Below are 25,824 nucleotides of genomic sequence, written 5' to 3'. Positions count from 1 at the left end.
CTGGGGCAGGGGTGCGCGACCTTACCCGCGCCGTGGGGGGGTCGGGTCGACCCGCCCGGGGGTGGGGGGTGGGGGTCCTCGTGAGGCGCACCCCCACCCCGTCTCTCTGTCTCCGCCTCGCTGCGACAGCGAGCCGACCCTCCCCACAACGGGGAGGGTAAGTCTCACCACGGCACCACCGTAATCTCCGGCCAGCACGCCTTCGCCCTCGCCCCCTTGGCCTCATGCGTGCGCCTGTTATCCATCAGCCGGTTGGGCGTGATGCGAAACGCGAAGAGGTCATCCAGCCCGAACGGCGCCACGACCTCAAGCTGCCCATCGGCATCGTATCGGACCCCGACCGCATGCGTCTTCGAAGCAAAATAGCTCACCGACTCGCTGGAACTCGTATAGCGCGGGCAGGGCTGGCCGAATTTCTGCGGATACCACAGATGCACCCGTGCCTGGTTGCGCACCTCGGCCGGCAGAGCCAGCCCCTCGAAATGCTGCGCGGCTCGACGGATGACCGCGTCCTCGGCCTCGTAGGACAGGTCGCTGTCATCGAAGTAGAAGAGATCGACATCCTTGATGCCGTAGCCCGGCGCCTTGCCGGTCAGGTGGTTCCAGACGCTGTTGTAGAGCGCGCCGGACACCACCAGCCAGTCCGGCAACGCCAGCGTGCGGGCCCGCTCCAGCGCGTCGCTGACGAGCGCATCCGCCAACACCATGGCGAGAAACGCTTCGCGCTGGGCTTCGAACGGCAGACCGGAATAGCGCAGATGGTCCATCGCCCTTTGGAGAGCGATTCGCAACTGCCGGCAATCCTCAGAAGCAATTCCAGGAAAAGTGTGTAGCGGTTTTACTGGGAAAGCGCGCCGCGCTTTCCCTAAGACGCGCTTTCCCTAAGAATTGCGTGAAGTCGAAATACGTAGGGCGGCGTTAGCCGCTCTACGTTCTCAGCATGCCGCCCGTTTGCTTGCCGACATTGTCGACGATGCGCTTGGCCAGCGCCTCGAAATCCTCGTCGGTGAGCGTCTTTTCAACCGGCTGAATCGACACTTCGATGGCGATGGACTTCTTGGCGGCACCGAGTGAAGCGCCCTCGAAGACGTCGAACACCGAGACGCCGGTGACCAGCTTCTTGTCGGCGGCGAGCGCTGCCCGCACCAGCGTGCCGGCCTCGACCCCTTTGTCGACGACGAAAGCAAAGTCGCGCTTCACTGCCTGGAAGGCGGAGAGCTCCAGCTTCGGCTTGGTTTTCGTCGGCTTGGCCTTCGGCTCGGGCACGGCGTCGATATAGACCTCGAAACCGCAGATCGGTCCGGAAACGTCCAACCCCTCCAGCGTCTTCGGGTGGAACTCGCCGAAGGTGCCGAGCACTGTCTTCGGGCCGAGCTTGATCGTGCCGGAGCGGCCGGGATGATACCAGGCCGGACCGCCTGGCTCGATCTGCAGCCTGTCGACCGGCGCGCCGCAGGCTTCCAGCGCTGCAATCGCGTCGGCTTTGGCGTCGAACACGCCGACCGGACCGGAATTGCCGGCCCAACTGCGGCCGGAACCGTCGAGCTTGGCGGTGCCGCGGCGCACACCGGCGGCAACGCGCCGCTGCTGGTCGGGGCCGTCGCCCTCATAGGTACCGGAGACCTCGAACAGCGCGACATCGCCGATGCCCTTGTCGGCATTGCGCTGCGCGGCGACGATCAGGCCGGGCAACAACGAGGGCCGCATATCGGACATGTCGGCTGCAATCGGATTAGCGAGCTTCAGCGCCGTCTGGCCGCCGCCGAACAGTTCGGCGTGTTTGGCCGGGATGAACGACCAGGTGAGAACCTCCAGCATGCCCCGCACGGCGAGCGAGCGCTTGGCAGTGCGGGTGCGAACCTGCAGCGTCGTCAGTATCTTGGAGTTGACCGCGTCATGCGCGCCGAGCGGCTGCGGCGCGATGTTGTCGACGCCGTGGATGCGCATCACTTCCTCGACCAGGTCGGCCTTGCCGTCGACGTCAGGACGCCAGGACGGCACAGCGACATCGACGACGTCGCCCGAGCCTGACGGCTTGAAGCCGAGGCGGGTCAGGATGTCGAGGCTTTCCGCCTTCGGCACCTCGATGCCGGTCAGCCGCTTCACTTCCGAGATCGGGAAGGAAACGATCTTCGGCTTGTAGCCGGCATAGCCGACCACCTCCGTCTCGGTCGGCTCTCCGCCGCAGAACTCCAGCACCAGCTTTGTCGCCAGCTCGACGCCGGGCACAATGAATTCCGGGTCGACGCCACGCTCGAAACGGTAACGGGCATCGGTGATGATGCCGAGCGTACGGCCGGTGCGGGCCGTGGTGATCGGATCCCAAAGAGCGGATTCGATCAGCACGTCCGTGGTGTTCTCGTCGCAGCCGGAATGCTCGCCGCCCATGACACCGGCGATCGATTCGACGCCATTGTCGTCGGCGATCACGCAGATCTGCGGCGTCAGCGTGTATTCGCGCCCGTCAAGCGCCAGCACCTTCTCGCCGTCGCGTGCGCGGCGCACGACGAGATTGCCGGCGACCTTCTTGGCATCGAACACATGCAGCGGCCGGCCACGGTCGAAGGTGACGTAGTTGGTGATGTCGACCAGCGCGCTGATCGGGCGCAAGCCGATGGCGATCAGCCTTTGCTGCAGCCATTTCGGCGACGGCCCGTTCTTCACGCCTTTCACCAGGCGCAGCGCGAAACCGGGGCAGAGCTCCGGCGCCTCGATGGTCACCTTGACCGGCGTTTCACCTTTGCCAAGGACCGCTTCGACCGGCGCGGTCTTGAGCCGGCCAAGCCCGCTTGCCGCCAGGTCCCGGGCGACGCCGTAAATGCTGGTCGCATCCGGCCGGTTCGGCGTCAGATTGATCTCGATCACCGGATCGTCGAGATGCGCGTAAGCCGCGAAGCTGGTGCCGACAGGCGCATCGGCCGGCAGGTCGATAATGCCATTGTGCTCATCCGACAGCTCCAGCTCGCGCTCGGAACACATCATGCCATGGCTCTCGACGCCCCGGATCTTGCCGACGGTCAGCGTCACGTCGATACCGGGCACATAGGCGCCGGGCGCGGCGAAGGCGCCGATCAAGCCGGCGCGGGCATTCGGCGCACCGCACACCACCTGGACAGGGGCTGCGCCATTGCCGGTGTCGACGGTCAGCACCCGCAGCCGGTCGGCGTCGGGATGCTGCACCGCCGTCAGCACCTTGGCGATGACGAACGGCTTCAGGCCGGCCTTGTCGTCGACATGCTCGACTTCGAGGCCGATCGAGGTCAGCCTCTCGACGATCTCGTCGAGCGTGGCGTCGGTGTCGAGATGATCCTTGAGCCAGGAAAGGGTGAGTTTCATCACTATGTTCCGTTTTGTCTGTACCCGCCCGGACCTTGTCCATCGGGTCTGGGTACGCTTGTCTTCAAATGGCGCGGCAAGTCGTCGGGCATATGCACGAAGGGCAGCTGCTCGCGCACATAGGCATGGTGCGTCGGCCGGAAATAGGCCGGCATGTCCATGGCGCCCAGCATGAAATAGATGTGGTCTTCCAGCCGCTCGTCGACATAGGCGATAGGCGAGCCGCAAATGCCGCAGAACGAGCGCGTCACCGGCCCGTTCTCGTACATCTTCAGCGCCTTGCCGGTGAAAGCCACCTGCTCGGTCAGGAAGCCGACAAAGGCCGACACCGGCGCGCCGCTGGCGCGCCGGCAATCGCCGCAATGGCAATAGCTGATATGGTGCGGTTCGACTGATGCCTCGAACCGTACCGCGCCGCAGCGGCAGCCACCCGTGTGCGGCGCCGTCATGCGGAAAGACCTCCGAACAGCGTCGGCATGTCGAGCGGCCTGAAACCGTAATGCGACAGCCAGCGGACATCGGCGTCGAAGAAGGCGCGCAGGTCCGGCATGCCGTATTTCAGCATGGCGATGCGGTCGATGCCCATGCCCCAGGCAAAGCCCTGATATTCGTCGGGATCGAGCCCGCCGGCGCGCAGCACATTGGGGTGGACCATGCCGCAGCCGAGGATCTCCATCCAGTCGGAGCCTTCGCCGAATCGCACTTCGCCGGGCCGCGAGCGGTCGCACTGGATGTCGACCTCGAGGCTGGGCTCGGTGAACGGGAAGAAGGACGGCCGGAAGCGCATCTTGACCTGCGGCACCTCGAAGAAAGCCTTGCAGAATTCTTCCAGCACCCACTTCATGTTGGCGACATTGGCCGATTTGTCGATCACCAGCCCCTCGACCTGATGGAACATCGGCGAGTGGGTAGCGTCGGAATCCTGCCGGTAGGTCTTGCCGGGAATGACGATGCGGATCGGCGGCTTCTGCTTCTCCATGGTGCGGATCTGTACCGGCGAGGTGTGCGTGCGCAACAGCTTGCGCTCGCCCTTTTCGTCCGGCTGGAAAAAGAAGGTATCGTGCATCTCGCGCGCCGGATGCCCTTCGGGGAAATTCAGCGCGGTGAAATTGTAATAGTCGCTCTCGACATCGGGACCTTCTGCGATGGCAAAGCCGAGATCGCCGAAGATCGCCGCGATCTCGTCGATGACCTGGCTGATCGGATGGATGCGGCCGCGCTCGGCCGGCGATTGCCGCACCGGCAGCGTCACGTCGACCGTCTCGGCGGCAAGGCGCGCCGTGACCGCCACATCCTTCAGCTCGGCCTTGCGTGTCGTCAGCGCTTCGGTGACGCGGTTCTTCAGGCCGTTGATCGCGGGGCCCTTGACCTGGCGCTCCTCGGCGCTCATCGCGCCCAGTGTCTTCAGCAATTCCGAGATCGACCCCTTTTTGCCGAGAGCCGCGACGCGCACGGCTTCGATAGCAGCCTCATCGGCGGCCGACGCGACGTCGGCCATCAGGGAGTTTTCGAGAGTATCCAAGCCGGTAGCTATGTCGTTCACGGTCAAACTCGCTGTGTTGGGAGTCAACTTTGAGGTGAAAGTCACTTTCAAGTTGAAAGTTCAGCCATAAGAAAAACCCGCGCCAGCCGTGCCAGCGCGGGTTCCCCAATCAGAATTGCGAATGCTGGGAAGCGCTGGGCTCGGAGCCCGATCCCGAAAAGTTGCAGACTTTTCGGAAAGATCGCGCTCCTCGCTAAATTTCCCTGAGCATGATGTTGTCCAAAAAGTCAGCAACTTTTTGGCATCATGCTCTAGGCGACAGCGCTTTCAAAAGCATTCGGGGTGGTGTTCTTCAGATATTCGAGCGCGACCTTGGCCTTGGCCACGAGTGCGGCGAACGCCTGCGGTTCATGGATGGCCATGTCGGACAGGATCTTGCGATCGATCTCGATACCGGACTTGTTGAGGCCGTCGATGAAGCGGCCATAGGTCAGGCCATGCTCGTGCGTCGCGGCGTTGATGCGCTGGATCCACAGCGCGCGGAACGAGCGCTTGCGGTTCTTGCGGTCGCGATACGCGTACTGCATCGACTTTTCGACCGCCTGCTTGGCGATGCGAATGGTGTTCTTGCGGCGGCCGTAGAAGCCTTTCGCGGCTTTCAGGACCTTCTTGTGCTTGGCGTGCGAGGTGACGCCTCTTTTTACGCGTGCCATGTCATGATCTCCTTAAACGCTGTTCCTGAAACCGAATGCTCAGAGGCCGTTCGGCAGAAAATTCTTGATGACCTTCTTGCCATCCGGTTCAGCCAGAACCATCGTGCCGCGGGCATTTCGAATGAACTTGTTGGAACGCTTGATCATGCCGTGACGCTTGCCGGCCGCAGCCGACAGGACTTTACCCGTACCTGTGATCTTGAACCGCTTCTTGGCGGCCGATTTGGTCTTCATCTTGGGCATTTTGCTACTCCGTATTGGTGGCGCACAATCGCGCTTCTTGTTCGCTTCGGGCGGACCAAAAGCCCGAAAAGCAAATGAAACCGCCACGGCATGCCCTGCCGGGCGGTTTTCTTGGAACGGCGGTCCTATACTTCAAAGCGGGCTGGCGCGCAACACCCGAGCGGCTGCGACGCTCTGTCTTAATTCACGGTGCAAGCCTGGGCTCCGATAGGTGGGTCGAGATTCAGGTCAGGCCGAGCCGAAAACGGCTGATGCCGAGAACCGGAGCGGAGCGTACTTAAGTACGTGAACACCGGAAGCGCAGGGATCGGCCGTTTGCAGGTCGGCCTCACCTGAATATCAGCCTACCTAGGGGAGCCTGAACAGCACCGGGAGTATACCCGATTGCTGGGCGCCATCGATGGTCTCGAACACCGGCAACGCCACCAGAAACACCAGCCCGTCGAGCAAGGTGGTCAGCAAGAGGCGCGGCTTGAAGCTGCCGGTGTCGCCTTCCTGGTAGAGCGACAGCTTGGGGAAGAAACGCGGCACCCGCGCCAGATAGGCTGTGTAGGGCGCGCCGAGAACCTCCTTGAGATACCGTTCCTCGCGCAGGATGACGATGTGGAAGGCGCCGGCGCACAAAAGCGCAAACAGGACGATGCCGGAGAACGAGCCGATCTGCGCCCCGACGCCGGCGGCGGCAACGGTCGAGAACACGTAGAGCGGATTGCGGGTGATCGAATAGGGTCCGCCGGTGACCACTTCGGAGGATTTGCGCCCGCCGATATAGAGTGTCGACCACAAGCGGCCTACGACGCCAAGGAAGATCAGCAGCACGCCGACCATCTCGATCGTTTCATGCACCGGGGTATCGGGCGGGAAGGTCGACTGGCCGAACAGCAGTGCCGCAAACAGCACCACCACCAGCACCGCAAGGACCATGCGGCGCATGTGCTGGTAGCCGCCCAGCTCCTTGATGGGCGCAGGGTTGATTTCATTGGCCATGTCGGGAATCCGATCGTCGAGAAGCTTTGCCGGCGATCGCGGCGTCTGGACAGGAGAATCGGCGTCCCGCCGATCGCCGGGACGCCATGAGACAGGATTCAGGCGGATTTAGAGCGCAACGCCCGAACTGATCTAGCGCGGCGCCAGCACCATCATCATCTGGCGGCCTTCCAGCTTCGGCTCGGCTTCGACCTTGGCGATGGTAGCCGTCTCCTCGCGCACCTTGTTCAGGAGCTGCATGCCGAGTTCCATATGCGCCATCTCGCGGCCGCGGAAGCGCAGCGTCAGCTTGACCTTGTCGCCTTCCTCGAAAAAGCGCCGCACGGCCTTCATCTTGGTTTCGTAGTCATGGCTGTCGATGTTCGGGCGCATCTTGATCTCCTTGATCTCGATGACCTTCTGGTTCTTGCGCGCCTCGGCCGCCTTCTTCTGGTTGGCGTATTTCAATTTGCCGAGATCGAGAATTTTGACGACAGGCGGCACCGCATTGGGCGAGATCTCGACCAGATCGAGCCCTGCCTCTTCGGCGAGCAGCAATGCGTCGTTGATAGAAATATCGCCGCGGTTCTGGCCATCGGCGTCGATCAGCTGGACCCGGGGAACCCGGATATCACGGTTGGAGCGCGGGCCATCTTTGGTGGGCGCCGCTGCTTTGAAAGGTCTGCGAATGGTCGTGGTCTCCTTGGCCGTTTCGTTCAGGGTTTCAATCTAGAATGTTCAGGACGCGCCAATGTGGTGAGCGCGCGGGCGGAGTCAATAGCACAGCGCTGACAGAAAATCACCCTGATCGCAGGCCTGCACCAAACAAAGGATGTCGCGAGCACTTTCCGCCTCGCCTGTGCCTGTGTCAAAAGACCGGCGAGTAAAATCAGGCTCCCACAATCAGGCCCCCAGAACCAGGATTGATCCACAGCCATGACCGCGACCACCCCAACCCTACTGGATGTCGACGGCATTGATATCGCGGTTCGCCATTCCTCGGGCGCAACGCCCGGCGTCGTCTGGCTCGGCGGCTACAAATCCGACATGCTGGGCACGAAGGCGCAAACGTTGTCGGATTGGGCGGCCAGGGAAGGCCGCGCATATCTGCGCCACGACTATTCCGGCCATGGCGAATCCGGCGGCGCCTTTGCCGACGGCACCATCTCGAAATGGCTTGGCGAGAGCCTCGCCGCCTTCCGGCGTTTCACCGAGGGCAAGCAAATCCTGGTCGGCTCGTCGATGGGCGCCTGGATCGCGCTGCGCATGGTGCAGGAAATGCGCAAGGCGGGCGACAGCAATGTGGTTGGCCTGGTGCTGCTCGCGCCGGCGCCGGATTTCACCGCCGAGCTGGTCGAGCCGGCTCTGACGGAGGAACAGAGGCGCGACCTCCGGGAGAAAGGCTTTTTCGAAGAACCTTCGGACTATTCCGCCGAGCCTTACATCTACACAAGCGCGCTGATCGAGGACGGCAGGGCGAACCGGGTCATGACCGGGCCGATCGATACCCATTGCCCCGTCCACATCCTGCAGGGTCTGGCCGACGCCGACGTGCCGGCAAGCCATGCGCTGAAGCTGGTCTCGCTGCTGCCAGCCGACGACGTCACCTTGTCGCTCATTCCCGACGGCGACCACCGCCTGTCGCGGCCGCAGGATCTCGACATGCTGCTGAGGGCGGTGGGCGACATGGTTCAGCGGGCGGGGTAGGCAAGAATGCGCATTTCCATCCCGATATCCGCCTTTGTCGCGGCAATCGTCGGCTTCGGCGGCACGCTCGCCGTCGTCATTGCCGCCGCCAAGGCGGTTGGCGCCACCCAGGCCGAGACCGCGAGCTGGGTGACAGCAGTGTGCGTGGCGATGGCGATCGAATGCCTGTGGCTGTCCTGGCGCACGAAAATGCCCATCATCACCGCCTGGTCGACACCAGGCCTGGCGCTGATGGCGGCATCGAGCGGCTTTACCATGGCCGATGCGGTCGGCGCCTTCATCGTCACCGGCCTAATGTTGATCGCCACCGGCCTGTTCAAGCCGCTGACCCAGCTTATATCAAGGATACCGACGTCGGTCGCGTCCGGCATGCTGGCCGGCATCGTCGTCACCTTCGCGCTCAATGCCGTCAAGACCATTCCGGTCGACCCCTGGTTGATCCTGCCGCTGATCGCGGCCTTCTTCGTCATTCGCCTGTTCAACCCGGCGCTGTCGGTGCTGGCGGTGCTGATCGGCGGCGGCATCGCCGCCTTCCTGACAGGCCGCGTCGGCGGACTGCCGGCGCCGGAACTGTCGACGCTGACGCTGATTGCCCCGCATTTCAGCGCCGCAGCTGTCATCGGCCTGGCGCTGCCGCTCTACCTCGTCACCATGGCGTCGCAGAACCTGTCGGGTCTCGCCGTCTTGCGCGCCGCCGGCTATCACCCCGAACCCGGCCCGCTGATCGGCGTCACCGGCCTGTTCTCGCTGCTGTCGGCGCCGTTTGGCGGCTCGACCACCAATCTGGCCGCGATCTCTGCGGCGATCTGCACCGGGCCGGACGTCCATCCCGACCCGGCCGAGCGCTGGAAGACCGGACCCTTCTATGCACTTGCCTATCTGATCTTCGCGGTTTTCGGCGCCTCGCTGGTGGCGATCTTCGCAGTGCTGCCGCAAAGCCTGATCGTGCTGGTGGCCGGCCTGGCGTTGATGGGGTCGCTGGCCAACGCGCTGGCGATCGCGCTCAAGGACGAGGACCAGCGCATGGCGGCTACTGTCACCTTCGTTGTCACCGCGTCGGGGCTGACTTTGTTCGGCGTTGGCGCCGCCTTCTGGGGCTTGGTCGCCGGCCTGGTCGTGCTTTTCCTCGAAGCGGTCAAAAAGCGATAATCAATTCAGGACCTTGTCCGGTTTTGGCGGACGTTGTCTTGAATCGCCGTTTTTCTCATCCCATTTCGAATCCACGCAGCCGCTCTTGGCTGTCTCCAACCGAAGGAATGGGAGAAAATGAACACATCCGCATTGATCCGCCCGGCCTGGACGCCGGCGACCATCGCGCTGATGGTGATCGGCTTCATGGTGTTCTGGCCGCTTGGCTTCGCCATGCTCGCCTACATCATCTGGGGCGACCGGCTTGACGGCTTCAAGCGCGACGTCAACCGGGCCACCGACGGCATCTTCGCCGGCTGCCGTCGCGGTTCCGACAAGGCCGCGCGCTGGGGCCACGGTTCGGCCCGCACCGGCAATGTCGCTTTCGACGACTGGCGCGAGAAGGAACTCGAACGCCTCGCCGAAGAGCGTCGCAAGCTCGATGAGATGCTGAGCGAGTTCGACGAGTACGCCCGCGAATTGCGCCGCGCCAAGGACCAGGACGAGTTCGACCGCTTCATGGCCAACCGCAACAAGTCGACAGCGCCTGCGAAGACAGGCTCGGCCGAAACGGCCAAGCCCGCGACGCCCAAGCGCAAGGGCCCGAACCTGCTTGACGACTGAGGCTGCGCGCATGACCCCGAAAATCGAAACCGATTTTCGGAAAGGTTCATGCGCCGAATTAGAGTGCTACAGCGTCCTTTGCGCGTCAGAGACGCGCGGCGCTCTAAGACAGGCCTTGGCATGATGGACGGCGTCGCGCGAGCGGCGCCGTTTCTTTTTTGTTCTGGTCGTTTTCCTCGAATCGCGTATCGTTCAGCCATGTCCTTCGGCTTTTTCCGCAACCTGACCAAACCAAAACCCTCGCCTGTCGAAGAGCGAGAGCACGTCGTTGCCGGCCGCACACTGCCGCTCAGGATCGTCGAGAGCGCCCGCGCACGGCGGCTGACGCTGCGCATCGATTCGGGCGGCCAGGGGCTGCGCATCACCGTGCCGCCGGGCCTGCGCCGCGGCGAGGTGGAGAAATTCCTTCACCGCCATCAGGGCTGGCTGGAGCAGCGTCTGGCCAAGGTACCGACACGGCCGCAAGTGCGCCCCGGCATCAAGATCCCGATACGCGGCGTCGCGCATCGCATCGTCCACGAACCGTCGAAACGCGGCACCGTCACCGTGTCGCGCGACGAGCGCGGTCCGCTGCTGATCGTCCATGGCGAGCGCATACATTTGCCGCGCCGCATCGCCGATTTCCTCAGGCGCGAGGCCAAGAAGGACATCGAGAAGCTGGTGGTCAAGCATACCGAGGCCATCGGCAAGCGCGCCAAGGCTATCCGCTTCAAGGACACGTCGAGCCGCTGGGGCTCCTGCACTTCCGACGGCAATTTGTCCTTCTCATGGCGCATCATGATGGCGCCGACGCCGGTGATAAACTACTTGGTCGCGCATGAGGTGGCGCATCTCAAGGAGATGAACCACGGCCCGAAATTCTGGAAACTGTGCGAGCAGCTCTGCCCCGACACCGACCGCTGCAAGGACTGGCTGAAGCGGAATGGTGGGGCATTGCAGGCGATTGTGTTCGATTAGCCTTCGCCGGCGGCGCGCTCAATCATCATTGGCCGCATTAAGCTCTTCAGGCCGCAGCCCTTCGTCGCCATGGCGCGGCCATGGCAGGAAATTCTGCTCGAACGCATCGCTGCCGAAATAATCCAGGACCCGGTGCGCTTCCGCCCCGTCGAAGGCGGCCTTTTGCATCAGATGGGCGATGACGTCGCGCGCTTGCGCGATCTTCTGCCTGAGTTCGGCTATGCTCTGGTCGGCCATTCGTCTGCTCCGCCTTGCTTCTCCCATCAATAGGTAGCGCCTTTGGCGTTGCCGGCAAACAGCATGCTTTTTCTCGACTCTTGGCCGGTTTCGTGCCAAGCCCCGCGCCATGGCGCTCGATATCAAGATCTGTGGATTGAAGACCGATGAGGCAATGGCCGCGGCCCTGGCCGGCGGCGCCAGCCATGTCGGCTTCATCTTCTTTGCTAAAAGCCCGCGCTATGTCGAGCCTGCGGCAGCCGGCCGCCTGCGCGAGGCGGCAATCGGCAAGGCCAGGGCGGTCGCCGTGACGGTCGATGCCGATGACGCGTTCCTGGATGAGATCGTCGCAAAGATGCGCCCCGACATGCTGCAGTTGCACGGCACGGAGACGCCCGAGCGGGTGGCCGAGGTGAAAGCTCGCTACGGCCTGCCTGTCATGAAGGTGTTCTCCGTCAGTGAGGTAGCCGATCTCGAGCGGCTAAAGCCGTTCATCGGCGTTGCCGATCGCTTCATGTTCGATGCCAAGCCACCAAAGGGCTCGCAACTTCCGGGCGGCAATGGCGTCGCCTTTGACTGGCGCATCCTGGCCGGCCTTGACGCCGGGCTCGATTACATGCTTTCCGGTGGGCTCAACGCCGCCAATATCGGCGACGCCCTGATATCAGCCAATCCGCCCGCGATAGACATTTCGTCGGGGGTGGAAAGCGGCCCGGGCGTCAAGGATCCGGCGCTGATCGAGCAGTTCTTCCGGGCCGTCAGGGCCGCGCGCGACGACCGCGCTGCCTGAGGCACTTCTTTCGAACCCGAGCATGTTCCGGAGAAGTGGGAACCGGTTTTCCGATAAGACATGCTCAGAACCAAGACCAGGAGATCGGCGATGAACAAGCCGGCGACACCCAATTCCTTCCGCACGGGACCCGACGAACAGGGCATGTTCGGCATCTTCGGGGGCCGCTTCGTGGCCGAGACGCTGATGCCGCTGATCCTCGACCTCGAACGGCACTGGAACGAGGTCAAGAACGATCCGGACTTCAAGGCCGAACTGACCGACCTGTCGACCCATTATGCCGGTCGGCCATCAAAGCTGTATTTCGCCGAAGGGCTCACAAAACACCTTCGTGAGGTTTCCTCGGCGAAGGGCCTCGGGGGCGGCGCCAAAGTCTACTTCAAGCGCGAGGATTTGAACCACACCGGTTCGCACAAGATCAACAACTGCCTCGGCCAGATCCTGCTGGCCAAGCGCATGGGCAAGAAGCGCATCATCGCCGAGACGGGCGCTGGTCAGCACGGCGTTGCCGCGGCCACGGTCGCGGCGCGCTTCGGCTTTCCCTGCGTCGTTTATATGGGCGCCACCGATGTCGCCCGCCAAAGCCCCAACGTCTTCCGCATGAAGCTGCTCGGCGCCGAAGTGCGGCCGGTGACCGCCGGTCACGGCACGCTGAAGGACGCCATGAACGAAGCGTTGCGCGACTGGGTCACCAATGTCGAGGACACTTATTACCTGATCGGCACTGCCGCCGGCCCGCATCCCTATCCGGAGCTGGTGCGCGACTTCCAGTCGGTGATCGGCATCGAGGCGCGCGCCCAGATCCTCGAACAGGAAGGCCGGCTACCCGACACCATCATCGCGGCTGTCGGCGGCGGCTCGAACGCCATCGGCCTGTTCCATCCGTTCCTGGATGACAAAGAAGTCCGCATCATCGGCATCGAAGCCGGCGGCCGCGGCCTTGACGGCATCGAGCATTGCGCCTCGATGAATGCCGGCGCGCCCGGCGTGCTGCACGGCAACCGCACCTATCTCTTGCAGAACGCCGACGGCCAGATCCTCGACGGCCATTCGATCTCAGCCGGCCTCGACTATCCCGGCGTCGGCCCCGAACATTCCTGGCTGCGCGATTCCGGCCGCGTCGAATATGTGCCGATCCTCGACGACGAGGCGCTGGAAGCCTTCAAGCTGACGACGCGCGTCGAAGGCATCATCCCGGCGCTGGAATCCGCCCACGCCATCGCGCATGCGGTGAAGATCGTGCCTGATATGGACAAGGACCAGATCGTCATCGTCAACCTGTCGGGACGCGGCGACAAGGATGTGCACACAGTGGCCTCGATGCTGGGCATGGAGATCTGATCATGGTGACCCGCATCGACCGCCGCATGGCAAAACTGAAAGCCGAGGGCCGCCCGGCGCTCGTCACCTATTTCATGAGCGGCGACCCCGACTATGACACCGCTTTGTCGATCATGAAGGCGCTGCCCAAGGCCGGCGCCGACATCATTGAAATGGGCATGCCGTTTTCCGATCCGATGGCCGATGGACCGGCGATCCAGGCCGCTGGCCTGCGGGCGCTGAAAGGTGGCCAGACCCTGGTCAAGACGCTGAAGACGGCGGCTGATTTCCGCGCCACCGACAATGAAACGCCGATCGTGCTGATGGGCTACTACAACCCGATCTACATCTACGGTGTCGATCGCTTCCTCAAGGACGCCATCGCCAGCGGCATTGACGGGCTGATCGTCGTCGACCTGCCACCGGAGATGGACGAAGAACTCTGCATTCCGGCGCTGAAGGCCGGCATCAACTTCATCCGCTTGGCAACGCCGACCACCGACGACAAGCGCCTGCCCAAGGTGCTGCAGAATACGTCGGGCTTCGTCTATTACGTGTCGATGACCGGCATCACCGGCTCGGCTTTGGCCGACACCGGCAAGGTTGCCGCCGCGGTCAAGCGCATCAAGGGCCACACCAATCTGCCGGTCTGCGTCGGCTTCGGCGTCAAGACCGCCGAGCAGGCGCGCATTATCGGCGCCAATGCCGATGGCGTCGTCGTCGGCACCGCGATCGTCAACGCGGTCGCCAATGTGTTGGGACCGAAGGGCGAGAAGACCGCCGACCCGGCCGAGGCCGTCGCCACCCTGGTCAGCGGACTGTCTCAGGGCGTGCGTTCGGCCCGCCTTGCTGCTGCCGAATAGTTTCCCTACTTAGGCCTTGTGCAAGTCGTTATCCCAAAACCGGTTCCCACTTTTGGGCGACATGCACGAGCCAACTCTTCGTCAGGACAGGAGCCGAAGCGATGAACTGGATCACCAATTACGTTCGCCCGAGGATCAATTCGATGCTCGGTCGGCGCACCGACATGCCCGAGAATCTCTGGATCAAGGATCCCGAGACCGGCGAGATGGTGTTTCACAAGGACCTGGAATCCAACCAGTTCGTCATCCCGTCATCGGGCCATCACATGAAGATTTCGGCCAAGGAACGGCTGAAATTCTTCCTCGACGACGGCAAATACGAGCAGCTTGAGAACCCCAAGGTCATGCAGGACCCGCTCAAGTTCCGCGACGAGAAGCGCTACACGGACCGGCTGAAGGACGCCAAGGCCAAGACCGGCCTGGAAGACGCCATCATCAACGCGCTGGGCACGGTCAAAGGCCTGCCGGTTGTGGTGACGGTGCAGGATTTCGCCTTCATGGGCGGCTCGCTCGGCATGGCCGCGGGTGACGCCATTGTGCACGGTTTCGAGGTCGCCTTGCAGCGCAAGCGGCCGCTGATCCTGTTTGCCGCCTCCGGTGGCGCGCGCATGCAGGAAGGCATTCTGTCCCTGATGCAGTTACCGCGCACCACGATCGGCGTCGACCGGCTGAAGGAAGCCGGCCTGCCATACATCGTCGTCTTGACCAACCCGACCACCGGCGGCGTTACCGCCTCCTACGCCATGCTGGGAGACGTCCACATTGCCGAGCCCGGCGCGCTGATCGGCTTTGCCGGCCCGCGCGTCATCGAGCAGACCATCCGGGAGAAACTGCCGGACGGTTTCCAGCGCTCCGAATATCTGATGGAGCACGGCATGGTCGATATGGTGGTGTCGCGGCTGGAACTGCGCGAGACGATTTCACGGCTGTTGAAAATCCTGCTCAAACTGCCGCAGGAGCAAAAGCCGCTGGAGCCGGAAATCCTGCCGCCGTCGGTCATCCCGACGGAAGCCCGCCCGCAAGCCTGACGCGACATTTCTGGCCGCAAACCGCGATTGCGTGCACCTGCGCGCATGCGTAGGATTCGCTCATGACAACGCTTGCCGCAGATCGTGAAATCGAAGCCCTGATGGCGCTGCATCCGAAAGGCTTCGACCTTTCGCTCGACCGCATCACAAGGCTGCTCGAACGCCTCGGCAATCCGCAGGAGCGGCTGCCGCCGGTCATCCATATCGCCGGCACCAACGGTAAGGGCTCGTGCGCGGCCTTTTCGCGCGCGCTGCTCGAAGCCGGCGGCCACCTTGTCCATGTCCACACTTCGCCGCATCTGGTGAACTGGGCCGAGCGCTACCGGCTGGCGGCCGAGGGCGGCGGCCGGCTGGTCGACGACGAGACCTTCGCCGAGGCCATCGCCCGCGTCGCCCGGGCCAATGCCGGCCAGAAGATCACCGTCTTCGAAATCCTAACCGCCGTCACCTTCATCCTGTTTTCCGAGCATCCGGCTGCCGCCGCCATCATCGAGGTCGGCCTTGGCGGCCGCTTCGACGCCACCAATGTCGTTGCCCGGCCGGCGGTGTCGGTGATCATGCCGGTGTCGATGGATCACGAAGCCTATCTCGGCGACCGGGTCGAACTGATCGCCGCCGAAAAGGCCGGCATCATGAAGCGCGGCTGCCCGGTGGTCATCGGCGCGCAGGAGAGCGAGACGGCGCTGCAAGTGCTGATCGAAACCGCCGAGCGGCTGGATTGCCCGACCTTCGTCTACGGCCAGGATTTTCTCGCCTTCGAGGAAAACGGCCGCATGGTCTATCAGGATGAGGACGGGCTGATGGACCTGCCGCCACCGCGCCTGCCCGGGCGCCACCAGTTCGCCAATGCGGCGGCAGCGATTGCCGCCGTCAAGGCCACCGGTTTCGAAATCAGTCATCGCGCCACTGAGAAGGCGATGGCGAGCGTCGCATGGCCGGGCCGCATGCAGAAACTGGTACAGGGCCGGCTGATGGAGCTGGCGCCCAAGGGCGCCGACATCTGGCTCGACGGCGGCCACAATCCGGGCGCCGGCATGGTCATTGCCGAGGCGCTGGCCGAGCAGGAGGAAAAGAACCCGCGGCCGCTGTTTCTGATCTCCGGCATGATCAACACCAAGGACCAGAGCGGCTACTTCCACGCCTTCAAGGGCCTGGCTCGGCACGTCTACACCGTGCCGGTGAGCATGAGCGATGCCGGCGTGCCGAATGACGAGCTGGCGGTGCGGGCGACCGAAGCCGGCCTCACGGCCGAACCGGTCAGTTCCGTCGCCAGTGCGCTGATGCTGCTGCGCGACACCTGGGACGGGCCGGCGCCACGCATCCTGATCGGGGGGTCGTTATATCTCGCCGGCGCGGTGCTGGCCGAAAACGGCACGCCGCCAACCTGAAGCCATTTCACTGCGAGGAGCCCATCATGATCAAGGTCAAGCAACTCGCCCATGTCTGCATCTTCGCGCATGATCTGGAGGCGACGCGAAGCTTCTACCGCGACGTGCTTGGCCTCGACACGCAGTTCAATTTCCTGCGCGACGACAAGGTCTTCGGCTTCTACCTCAATTGCGGCGGCCGCAGCCATGTCGAGGTGTTCCAGAAGGACGGCACCAGCCATAGCGAGCTCAACCAGATCAACCATTTCTGCCTTGAGGTGGAAAACATCGATGCGGCGATCGCCCACATCAAGTCGAAAGGCATTGATATCACGGCCAAGAAGCATGCCTGCGACGACACGTTTCAGGCCTGGATCCGCGACCCCAACGGCGTGAAGATCGAGCTGTTCGAATACACCGCAAAAAGCGCGCAATTCACCGGCGGGGATCGCATCGCCGACTGGTAGTATTTTGGCCCGGGGAATCTATCGGGCGGTTGCCCCTCGGGCAGAAGCCCCGATATGCTTGGCGAAGCATGGAGGCAAGCTCGAATGGTTGTGAAGTGTCTTGTTACCGTCGACAACGACCCGCCGGAGGAGCTGATATTTGAATATGCTCCGCGGGTCGGCGATCATGTGATGTTACCGGGAGCCATCGAGCCACCGCACCCAATTGTTCGAGTGGCCCACAGACCGACGCGCCCCAATGATGCATCCGGCCAGCCCAGTGTCGCGTATTTCGTAAGCCGAGAGACGTTTCTCTACGTGTGTATACGGGCGCTATAGAGGGATATGGGCAGGTCCTGAAGCCCGCGACCGGACGGAAGCCCGGCAAGCCTAGGCAGGCCAAAAAAACCGCGGCTCAAACTAAATAGACATCGGCGGCCGCGGCACCAGTCTGAGGCCTATTTCAGCTCGATCTCGATGAAGGCGTATTCGCCGTCATTGGCGCTGATGACGTCGTGCTCGACGCCTTCCTTGCGGAAGTAGGGCGCGCCCTTCTTCATTTCAGCAAAACTCTCGCCGTCCTTGGTCACCAGCTTCACCTTGCCGTCCATCAGCGGCACCACGACGTAGTCATGGCCATGCCGGTGCCAGCCGGTGTTGTCGCCGGGCTGGAAGCGATATTCGGTGACGATGACGCGCTCATTGTCGATGAAGACGGTGGCCTTGGCGGATCCGGTCATTTGTCTCTCCTGTCCTGCAACAAGCAGATGACATGGAGTGCGCCGATGCGAGGGCCAGAGGCGGCCGGGCGATGACGCCAAAGAAAAAGCCCGGCGCGAGGGCCGGGCTTCGGATCTCGGAAATCAGTCAGCTCAGGCGAGGCTGCCGTTGATCCAGTGCGACAGCGCGGTCTTCGGCGCAGCGCCAACCTTCATGTCGGCCACTTCGCCGCCCTTGAAGATCATTAGCGTCGGGATCGAGCGCACGCCGAACTGCGCGGCAAGCTCGGGGTTCTCGTCGATGTTCAGCTTGGCGATCTTGATCTTGTCGCCGAGTTCGTTGGCGATCTCTTCCAGCGACGGACCGATCATCTTGCACGGGCCGCACCATTCCGCCCAGAAATCCACCACTACGGGCTGCGAGGCGTTGAGCACATCGGCCTGGAAATTGCTCTTGTCGACCTTGACGGTGGCCATGCGAAAATCCTTTCGAAATTTATCTCGCACCAAATGTGGTGGTTGAGCAGCCCTTCTTCAAGCAGAACTTGTGTCACGCTCCCGTGAGTCGGGCAAGGGCGTCATCCATCGCCTGCGCCGGCAGTTCGATAAGCCTCGGTGCCTCGGTGAACAGCAGTGCTGCCGTCACCGCGCGGCCGGGGTAAAGCGGCTGGAGCAGCGCGCGGTAGAGCGCCAGCTGCAGGATATAGGCCGGCGGCACCTGGGCCAGGCCTGCGGGCGCCGGCCGGTTGGTCTTGTAGTCGACGATCGATACGCGCCCGGGCGTCACCGCCAGCCGGTCGATCTTGCCGGAGATCGAGCGCAGTCTGCCCTTGACCTCAAGGCTGCCCATCACAGCAACTTCGGCGCGGGACGACGGCGAAAACAGTCCGGCAAAACGCGAATCTCTGAGGATCGCCATCACCGAAGCCAGCGCCTTGTTGCGCTCGGCCTCCGGCCAGTCGGCGCCGGCTCGAATGAGATACTGCGCCGCCGCGCCTTGCCGTTCGTCTTCGGCAAAACCGGGCAGCATCTGCAGCAGCTTGTGCAGCGCCAGCCCGCGCATCACGGCAAAACCGGGCTCCGCTTCGCTGTCCAGCACCGGCGAACGCGTATCGACGACCGCCTCCTTGCCCTCGTCGATCAGCGCCGAAGCGCCAGAGGGCGATAGCGGGCGCGGCAGTTCTTCATAAGGCGGCAAAGGGCGAAACAGGTTTGCCGGCAAGAACGGCAAAAGCGGTTGCGGCAGCCGCGCCTCGTCGGCGGCTGCCAGCGCCACCGGCGGCAGCTTGGTGATGACGAAGCGATGCACCGGCTCGCCGCTGGCGGGATGATGGCGCTCCGTGCTTTCCGGCGCGGCAAGCAGCGCGCGGCTGACAATCGAATGCCAGGTGCCGGTGCTCGGCGAACGCTTGCCGTGATAGCCGCAGACGATCAGCCGGTCCTCGGCGCGCGTCATGCCGACATAGAGCAGCCGGCGGTATTCGTCGTCGGCAAGCTCCCGCGCCCTGGCCGAGGCCGCCTTGGAGAAGCCGTTCGCGACATCGGCGGCCGAGCGCCAGAGATAGCCCTTGCCGTCGAAATTGCGGCCCGAAGCGTCGAACGGCATCAGCCGCGGCAGATGCTGGTCGCTGAACGGCGCCGACCCGCCATCGACCAGGAAGACAACAGGCGCTTCCAGGCCCTTGGCGGCGTGCACGGTCATGACGCGGACCTCGTCGCGCGTCTGGTCCATCTCGCGCTTGATCTCCGGGCCGGTGTTTTCCAGCGTCGCCAGGAAGGCCTCCAGCCCCGGCAGTCCGGTGCGTTCCTCGGCCAGGCAGAAACTCAGGAATTCGTCGAGGATGTCGCCGGCTTCCGGTCCAAGCCGGGCGATCATCTTCTTGCGCAGGCCGTCGCGCGCCAGCACCCCGGCGTAGAATTCGAACACCGGCCGGAACGCCGCCTCGTTGGCCCAGCCGTCGAGCCGGGCAACGACATCGGTCAGCGCGGTATTGTCGCCAGCATGCTGGCGTAGTGAGGCGATCAGCGATGTTCCGGCTGGCCGTCCGGCGCCAAGCGTAAAAAGCGTCTCCTCCGACACGTCGAAAACCGGGCTGCGCAGCACGGCGGCGAGCGACAGGTCATCCTGCGGCTGGATGAGGAAATGGCCGAGTGCGATCAGGTCCTTGACCGCGATGTGGCCGGGCAGGCTCAGCCGGTCGGCGCCGGCGACGGGAATATCGCGGTCCTTCAGCGCGCGCGACAGCGCATGGACGAAGCGGTCGCGCTTGCGCACCAGCACAAGAATGTCGCCGGCCCTCAGCCTGCGTCCCTTGCCCTCGATGATCTCGCGGTCCTTGAGCCAGGTCTGGATGGTCGCAGCCACGTGCTCGGCCACCCGCACCGCCGGCGCGCTGGCATGATTGACCGGCAACGTCCAGTCGTCGGGCTCCTCGACGGCGTCAGCGCCGAGCGACGGCCAGACCTCGACATAGCCAGGCGCGTCGTTGCGGATCGCCTTGTGGTCGAGCGGATCGGGGTCATGGCTGATGCCGCGCCGCACGCCCGGATCGGCAAAGATGCGGTCGACGGCGGCAAGCACGTCGTCGGTCGACCGGAACGACCAGGTCAGTTTCAGGTCGGCAAACGAAGCATTGGCGGCGTTCACGCGTCCGGAAAACAAGAGCCGGCTGTCGGCGAAGGAATCCGGCGCGGCACCCTGAAAGGAATAGATCGACTGCTTTTCGTCGCCGACGGCGAACACCGTGCGATTGGTCGTGCCGCGCTGGCCGTGGCCGGCAAAGAACTCCTCCGCCAGCCGCTTCACCACCTCCCATTGGTCGGGGCTGGTGTCCTGCGCCTCGTCCAGCAGGATGTGGTCGATACCCTGGTCGAGCTTGTACTGCACCCAGGGTCCGGCATCCGGCCGCGCCAGAAGGTTGACGGTGCGGGTGATGAGGTCGTTGAAATCGAGAAAGCCGCGGCTGCGCTTCAGGCGCTCGTACCGCACGATCAGCCAGTCGGCTATGGTCAACGCCGCGACCGTGCCTTCCAGCATCCGGAACAGCGCCAGCCGGTCGGAGACGTCTGTTATCGACTTGACGGCCGCCAGATAGCGCTCGGGAAGGTCGGGCAGCCGGCCGAGCAGCGCCTTCTTGAACAACTTTGAGGGATCATAGGGGTCGCCATCGGCCTTGAGAAAGGCTTTGCCGAGCATCTGCAGCCGGCGGGTCGGGTCCGTCTCGGCAAAGGCCAAGCGGGCATAGGGCAAGAGATTGTTGAGCACGGTGCGGGCGTCGGTGGTCTCGGCGGCACTGGCGAACACTGCAAAGAAGTCCGGCAGGAAACCCGGCAGCGGCCATACCGATGCCGCTATGTCTTCGGCGCTCTGCCCGGGGCGAAAATGGAATTCGTCGAACAGGGCCTGAAAGCCGCCGCCGTCGCGCCGGACCGCACCGATGAAGCCGCGTAAGCCGTCGCGCTTGCGCACGATTTCGGCGAGCAGCGCATCGAGTCCGTGTTCGCCGCCGCGCTCCAGCACGGTGGCGAAGGCCTCGGCCAGTCCGGTGTCTCCGGCTGACGTGCCCGAAATCATGTCCCGGCGGGCGCCAGCAAACAGCGAGGCCTCCATCTGCGGATCGAGCATTTCGAAATGCGCCGGGATGTTGGCCTCCAGCGGAAACTGGTGCAGCACCGATTCGCAGAAGGCGTGGATGGTCTGGATCTTCAGCCCGCCCGGCGTTTCCAGCGCTTCGGCAAACAGCCGGCGCGCCCGCCGCATCGTGTCGCGGTCGGGTCGGCGGCCGTCCACCGCCTCAATCTTTGTGGCAAGCTCGGCATCGCCGAGCGCCGTCCATTCCGACAGGGTCGAGAACACGCGGTTCGACATGTTGGCGGCGGCCGCCCGCGTATAGGTCAGGCACAGGATCTTCGACGGATCGGTGCCGTTGAGCAGCAGCCGGATGACGCGCTGGGCCAGCACATGCGTCTTGCCCGAGCCGGCATTGGCGGACACCCAGGCCGAGTTCTTCGGGTCGGAGGCGCGCGCCTGGCTGGCGGCGGTTTCGCTGGGGATGGGATAGGCTTTTTTCATGCCTCCCCCGCCTCGTCATCGCTGTCGCCGCCGGCCGACCATTCGAGCACGCGCGCCAGATGGTCGTAATCGCCATCGCTCTCGCCCTCGCGAAAAGGCAGCGCCCGCGACAGATAGCCGGTCGTCGGATCGGCATAGTGGACCAGCAGCTTTTCCAACCGCGCCCAAGCCTCCTCGGCGAGGTCTTCGGCGGTCCGAGGCTGGCGGTTGTAGTCGAGGATGGATTCCTCGAACACTTCGCCATTCGGCTTCAGCCGCACGAATGCGAGCTGGGAGGGCTCGCGCGCGCCAAGCCCCTTGAAGGCGCCGCGCCGGAGCAGCGCCCCTTCGAGCGCCAGCTGTGGCGCCAGCAGCGTGTGGGCCTGCGCCTTGGACGGGGACGAGCCGGTCTTGTAGTCGAGAATGTCGGCCATGCCACCGGCCAAAAGGTCGACGCGGTCGGCATAGCCGGACAGCGTCACGCCGGTGCGGCCGACAGCGGTCTTTTCGGCGCGCTCCTCGGCATGCCGCCGGGCGACGGCGGGAGCGCGGCCGCGCTCCCATTCGATGATGTTGGCGGCAAGCTTTTCGAAGCGCGGCCACCACACAGCCTCGACGTCGGCGGGCAGGGCGATCTCGGCAAAGCAGGTCCGGCCGGCAGCGATGAGGCGTTCCAGAGCTTCGGGCGCGCGGGGATCCGCCACCTCTGTCGAGAACAGATGCAGGATGTCATGAAACAGCGTGCCGCGCTCGGCCGCACCGGGATCGCGGATCACCGGTTCGAGCGGCAGAAGGCTCAGAATACGCCTTGCATAGACCGCATAGGGGTCGCGGCGCAGCGTCTCGATCGCGGTCACCGAGAAGTGGGTGGGCCGCATGCTCAGCGGCGGTTTCGGCTGCGGTCGCGGCGCGAAATGCTGCCGCTCGCCGGCATCGAGCGCGCGCGCCCAGGCAAGCAATTCGTCGCCGCGCCCGCGCAATGCGGCCGCCGGATCCTTGCCGATGAAGGTGAGGATGCGCTGCAGCCAGCGCGACGGCACCGCCGGTGCGTCGCTGGCTCGGGCGGAGCGCGTCAGCACCACCTTTTTCGCCCCCATCGCCATCTGGAAGTCGTGGGCGGCAAGGCCGATACGGCGCTCTGGCGGCTCGAGATCGATGCCGGTCTTCATCAACCGCGACATGAAGCGATCGCTTTCCGGCTTGCGTGGCCACACGCCTTCGTTCAGCCCGCCAATGACAAGCGTGTCGACGCTCTGCAGCCGTGCCTCCAGCGCGCCCCATATCGCGATGTTGCGGTCTGTGCCTTGCCCCGGCTTGACCGTTTCCGGTGCTACCAGCGCGTCCATCACATCAGGCCATTCGTCGGCCGGGAAGTCGAACGATGCAGACGCGGCGACCACACCGCGCAGCAGCTCGGCGAGTTTCTCGCCGGCGTCGCCGGCATAAAATTCAGCCAGGCTGCCCTCCGCCGTGCGGCCGAGATTTTCCAGCGCGGCGACGCTCGCTCTGGTCAACGCGACGAGATCGGCATTCTCTTCACCGCGAAAGGCGGTCAGCGGCGCCAGCGCCGCCACAAGCCGGCTCAGCATATCGCGGGCATCGTCGATGCCGCGCACGCTCAGGCGCGAAAACCAGAAGGGCTGGCGCTTGTCCCCGCTCAGCCCGGCGAGACGCTCCTCGAACAGTGCTGGCAAGGCGGCGATGTCGGGGCGTCCGGTGCCGCCGCGCAGCGCCACGAGTTCGATGAGCTCGGCGGCATGGCGCACGCCGGTGCGCTCAAGTCCGAGCCCGAGCAGCGGATGCTTGAGCAGCGACAAAAGGCCGACGGGATCGCCGGGCCGGAATACCGCGTGAAGTGTGAGCCGCAGCAGGCTGGCTGCAGGCGTGTTGGCGAGCGGCGTGCCGCCGGAATCGTCGGCGATCACGCCGAAGCGCAACAGCTCGGCCGAGACGCGCCGCGCCAGCCCGCGGTCGCCGGTAACGAGCGCTGCCCTGTGCCCCGGCTGTTCCACGGCAGTTTTCAGCGCGATGGCGATCGCCGCCGCCTCGTCGCGTTCGCTGGCGGCTTCGACCAGCGTCACGTCGGCGAAGGCCTCGGCGATGTCTACGGCGTTGAAGCATATGCGGGTCTCGGCCCATAATTCCGTGGTCTCGGCCGGCCGCAGCGCCTCGCCGACAAGGGCCGCGCGGAGCGCCAGTGCGGGCTCGGCGGAGACCACTTCCTCGACATCGCCACGCAGCACGCCAATCTTGCCGATCAGCTTGGCCATGCCGTATTGCGGGTGGCCAAGCAGTGCCGGCCGCGCACCGGGCGCCCCAATCGCGGCAAAAGACGGTTCGTCCAGCATCCCATCGAGCCCGGGCAGCACCACGGCGCCGTTGGGCAGGCTGGCGACCGTGGCAAGCAGTTCGGCCGTGGCGGGAATAGAGCCCGTCGAGCCGGCGGCGATCACCGGGCCTTTGGGCGGGTTGCGTTCCAGCCGCTTCGCCTCGCGCCGGATCAGCGCATTGCGGTGCGCGGCCGGGTTGGAGCGGTCGCGCTCCTCCAGCAATTTCGGCCAGGCCTCGGTGACGATACGGAGGAAATCGAGCGTCACAAGCCACCATCCGGCAAGATTGCCGGTGACCAGATCGGCAAGCCTGGTCCAGTCCGTGCCTTCGGTTTCGATCTCGTCCATCAGCCGGGCGAGGTCGCGCGCCAGCCAGATCGCATCGGCGGCGGAGGCCGGCACGACGATCTCTTCGTTGAACATATCAAGGACATGCGCCGGCAAGGTGCGCTTCCAGGCCCGCACCAGCGGCGCCAGTAGCAGCAGGCGTTCGATGGCTGCGATCGGCGGCGCCATTTCAAGCTCGGTCGCCGTGCCGGCGTCGAAGGCGGCTTCGTCCTCGTCGAACTCTCCGAGCGGGCGGATGACCGGCAGGATCGCCGAACGGCGGCTCCCCCCCGGTCCCGAAAGCGCGTCGACAAAAGCGCCGCGCAGCGCACGGGCCGCGCGCCGTGTCGGCACATAGATGGTGACATCAGCCAGCGCCAGCGGATCGCCGTCGAACCGGAAGCCGGGCACCAGCCGTCCGGCCAGCAAGGCCTCGGCCAGAGTCGGCAGGAATGGCGCTCCGGGCGGGATCGAAAGAACGCGGCGCGCGCCGCTCATACCACCTTCGCGAGAGCTTCGGCGGCGGCCGCTTCCGCCTGCGGAATGGCGTCGGGAGTGCCGACGGTGATCCAGCTTCCGCGCATCTGCATGCCGAACAGACGGCCAGAGGCGATTGCCTTGTCGAAATGGGTGTTGAGCGAATGCGCCCCGGCCGGCGCATCCCTGAAGATGGCGGGATTGACGATTGCCGCTCCGGCATAGATCAACCCGGCCGGATCGCCTTTCGAGCGCCGCAGGCCGCCATCCGGCGCCATCAGGAAATCCGTGCCGACACCGTGTCCGGTGGCCGAGTCGAGATCGGTAAGCATCAGCAGAATATCCATTTTCGCGCCGTCCCATGCAAGGGCAAGGCGCTCGAGGCTGGGCTGGCCGCTGTCGATCCAGAACGTATCGGCGTTGATGATGTAGAAGGGGTCGCTGCCCAGCAGCGGCAATGCCTTGACGATGCCACCCGCCGAATTCAGCAGTGCGTCGCGCTCGTCGGAAATGACGATCTTTGGCGCCCGCCTGTGGGCGATATGGGCGACGATCTGGTCCGGCAGATAGTGCACGTTGACGATGGCTTTCTCGACGCCGGCCGCTTCGAGACTGTCCAGCCCCCAGTCGAGCAAGGTCCTGCCGGCGATCCGCACCAGCGGCTTCGGCATGGTGTCGGTGATCGGCCGCATGCGCTTGCCAAGACCAGCCGCCAGCACCATCGCTGTGGTCA

24 protein-coding genes are annotated in these 25,824 nt (G+C 64.4%); 10 read left to right on the top strand and 14 right to left on the bottom strand.

The annotated features are described in order from the left end of the window. Positions 1 to 164 precede the first annotated feature (164 nt). The 8 genes from NKI37_RS13865 to infC form a co-directional block, all read right to left on the bottom strand. Entirely contained in the window at positions 165 to 767 is a 603-nt protein-coding gene (locus tag NKI37_RS13865) for a nucleotidyltransferase family protein (protein WP_023672277.1), read from the bottom strand. 160 nt (positions 768 to 927) lie between these two features. Next, positions 928 to 3,336: a phenylalanine--tRNA ligase subunit beta gene (pheT, locus tag NKI37_RS13860; protein WP_352789323.1), complete on the bottom strand. Its 2,409-nt coding sequence runs from the start codon at positions 3,334 to 3,336 to the stop codon at positions 928 to 930. A gap of 2 nt (positions 3,337 to 3,338) precedes the next feature. Beyond that, entirely contained in the window at positions 3,339 to 3,785 is a 447-nt protein-coding gene (locus NKI37_RS13855) for a GFA family protein (RefSeq protein ID WP_023696009.1), read from the bottom strand. Then, entirely contained in the window at positions 3,782 to 4,834 is a 1,053-nt protein-coding gene (gene pheS / locus NKI37_RS13850) for a phenylalanine--tRNA ligase subunit alpha (protein ID WP_032891898.1), read from the bottom strand. The genes NKI37_RS13855 and pheS overlap by 4 nt, the downstream gene beginning before the upstream one ends. Positions 4,835 to 5,130: 296 nt before the next feature. Then, positions 5,131 to 5,532 (bottom strand): 50S ribosomal protein L20, encoded by a 402-nt coding sequence (gene rplT, locus NKI37_RS13845; protein WP_023672281.1) that lies wholly within the window; start codon positions 5,530 to 5,532, stop codon positions 5,131 to 5,133. A gap of 39 nt (positions 5,533 to 5,571) precedes the next feature. Further along, on the bottom strand, positions 5,572 to 5,775 hold the full coding sequence (gene rpmI / locus NKI37_RS13840) for a 50S ribosomal protein L35 (RefSeq protein ID WP_006201248.1): 204 nt from the start codon (positions 5,773 to 5,775) through the stop codon (positions 5,572 to 5,574). Between the two features lie 348 nt (positions 5,776 to 6,123). After that, a complete protein-coding gene (locus tag NKI37_RS13835; protein ID WP_023755491.1) occupies positions 6,124 to 6,762 on the bottom strand; it encodes a methyltransferase family protein in 639 nt (212 codons plus the stop codon). 132 nt (positions 6,763 to 6,894) lie between these two features. After that, the gene (gene infC / locus NKI37_RS13830) at positions 6,895 to 7,431 is read right to left on the bottom strand and encodes a translation initiation factor IF-3 (protein WP_023744911.1); all 537 of its coding nucleotides are present in this window, start codon (positions 7,429 to 7,431) and stop codon (positions 6,895 to 6,897) included. A 246-nt stretch (positions 7,432 to 7,677) separates the two neighbouring features. On the opposite strand from infC, the gene NKI37_RS13825 reads away from it, so the two are divergent. From NKI37_RS13825 to NKI37_RS13810, 4 genes are all read left to right on the top strand, one after another. Next, complete coding sequence (locus NKI37_RS13825) at positions 7,678 to 8,448, top strand: alpha/beta hydrolase (RefSeq protein ID WP_023744912.1); 771 nt, start codon at positions 7,678 to 7,680, stop codon at positions 8,446 to 8,448. A gap of 6 nt (positions 8,449 to 8,454) precedes the next feature. After that, complete coding sequence (locus tag NKI37_RS13820; RefSeq protein WP_023672285.1) at positions 8,455 to 9,597, top strand: benzoate/H(+) symporter BenE family transporter; 1,143 nt, start codon at positions 8,455 to 8,457, stop codon at positions 9,595 to 9,597. Between the two features lie 117 nt (positions 9,598 to 9,714). Then, positions 9,715 to 10,200, top strand: a complete 486-nt coding sequence (locus NKI37_RS13815; RefSeq protein WP_023672286.1) for a DUF2852 domain-containing protein — start codon at positions 9,715 to 9,717, stop codon at positions 10,198 to 10,200. Between the two features lie 198 nt (positions 10,201 to 10,398). Beyond that, the gene (locus NKI37_RS13810; protein WP_023681391.1) at positions 10,399 to 11,157 is read left to right on the top strand and encodes a M48 family metallopeptidase; all 759 of its coding nucleotides are present in this window, start codon (positions 10,399 to 10,401) and stop codon (positions 11,155 to 11,157) included. A gap of 18 nt (positions 11,158 to 11,175) precedes the next feature. Here the strand turns inward: NKI37_RS13810 and NKI37_RS13805 are convergent, their stop codons facing one another. Then, positions 11,176 to 11,394 (bottom strand): hypothetical protein, encoded by a 219-nt coding sequence (locus tag NKI37_RS13805; RefSeq protein ID WP_023672288.1) that lies wholly within the window; start codon positions 11,392 to 11,394, stop codon positions 11,176 to 11,178. A 109-nt stretch (positions 11,395 to 11,503) separates the two neighbouring features. Between NKI37_RS13805 and NKI37_RS13800 the strand changes: the two genes are divergently transcribed. The 6 genes from NKI37_RS13800 (at position 11,504) to NKI37_RS13775 (ending at position 17,208) form a co-directional block, all read left to right on the top strand. Further along, entirely contained in the window at positions 11,504 to 12,163 is a 660-nt protein-coding gene (locus NKI37_RS13800) for a phosphoribosylanthranilate isomerase (protein ID WP_023681392.1), read from the top strand. Positions 12,164 to 12,253: 90 nt separating this feature from the next. Further along, positions 12,254 to 13,504: a tryptophan synthase subunit beta gene (gene trpB, locus NKI37_RS13795; RefSeq protein WP_023681393.1), complete on the top strand. Its 1,251-nt coding sequence runs from the start codon at positions 12,254 to 12,256 to the stop codon at positions 13,502 to 13,504. Between the two features lie 2 nt (positions 13,505 to 13,506). Beyond that, positions 13,507 to 14,346: a tryptophan synthase subunit alpha gene (trpA, locus tag NKI37_RS13790; protein ID WP_023693067.1), complete on the top strand. Its 840-nt coding sequence runs from the start codon at positions 13,507 to 13,509 to the stop codon at positions 14,344 to 14,346. Positions 14,347 to 14,447: 101 nt separating this feature from the next. Next, on the top strand, positions 14,448 to 15,374 hold the full coding sequence (accD, locus tag NKI37_RS13785) for an acetyl-CoA carboxylase, carboxyltransferase subunit beta (RefSeq protein ID WP_023672292.1): 927 nt from the start codon (positions 14,448 to 14,450) through the stop codon (positions 15,372 to 15,374). 62 nt (positions 15,375 to 15,436) lie between these two features. Further along, the gene (locus NKI37_RS13780) at positions 15,437 to 16,762 is read left to right on the top strand and encodes a bifunctional folylpolyglutamate synthase/dihydrofolate synthase (RefSeq protein WP_023672293.1); all 1,326 of its coding nucleotides are present in this window, start codon (positions 15,437 to 15,439) and stop codon (positions 16,760 to 16,762) included. 26 nt (positions 16,763 to 16,788) lie between these two features. Beyond that, complete coding sequence (locus tag NKI37_RS13775) at positions 16,789 to 17,208, top strand: VOC family protein (protein ID WP_352789319.1); 420 nt, start codon at positions 16,789 to 16,791, stop codon at positions 17,206 to 17,208. Between the two features lie 437 nt (positions 17,209 to 17,645). On the opposite strand, the gene NKI37_RS13770 is transcribed toward NKI37_RS13775, so the two are convergent. From NKI37_RS13770 to NKI37_RS13750, 5 genes are all read right to left on the bottom strand, one after another. After that, a complete protein-coding gene (locus tag NKI37_RS13770; protein WP_023681396.1) occupies positions 17,646 to 17,927 on the bottom strand; it encodes a cupin domain-containing protein in 282 nt (93 codons plus the stop codon). 132 nt (positions 17,928 to 18,059) lie between these two features. Beyond that, a complete protein-coding gene (gene trxA, locus NKI37_RS13765) occupies positions 18,060 to 18,383 on the bottom strand; it encodes a thioredoxin (RefSeq protein WP_023672297.1) in 324 nt (107 codons plus the stop codon). Positions 18,384 to 18,456: 73 nt separating this feature from the next. Beyond that, positions 18,457 to 21,978, bottom strand: a complete 3,522-nt coding sequence (addA, locus tag NKI37_RS13760) for a double-strand break repair helicase AddA (RefSeq protein WP_352789317.1) — start codon at positions 21,976 to 21,978, stop codon at positions 18,457 to 18,459. After that, positions 21,975 to 25,112, bottom strand: a complete 3,138-nt coding sequence (addB, locus tag NKI37_RS13755; RefSeq protein WP_352789316.1) for a double-strand break repair protein AddB — start codon at positions 25,110 to 25,112, stop codon at positions 21,975 to 21,977. Before addB ends, addA begins: the two co-directional genes overlap by 4 nt. Then, positions 25,109 to 25,813: a nucleotidyltransferase family protein gene (locus NKI37_RS13750; RefSeq protein WP_027049083.1), complete on the bottom strand. Its 705-nt coding sequence runs from the start codon at positions 25,811 to 25,813 to the stop codon at positions 25,109 to 25,111. Before NKI37_RS13750 ends, addB begins: the two co-directional genes overlap by 4 nt. Positions 25,814 to 25,824 lie beyond the last annotated feature (11 nt).

The sequence above is a fragment of the Mesorhizobium sp. M0626 genome (assembly GCF_040320665.1).
In the GTDB taxonomy this organism is placed as follows: Bacteria; Pseudomonadota; Alphaproteobacteria; order Rhizobiales; family Rhizobiaceae; genus Mesorhizobium.
The sequence above is the reverse complement of the archived record's forward strand: the minus strand, read 5'-3'. Positions and strand labels throughout refer to the sequence as shown.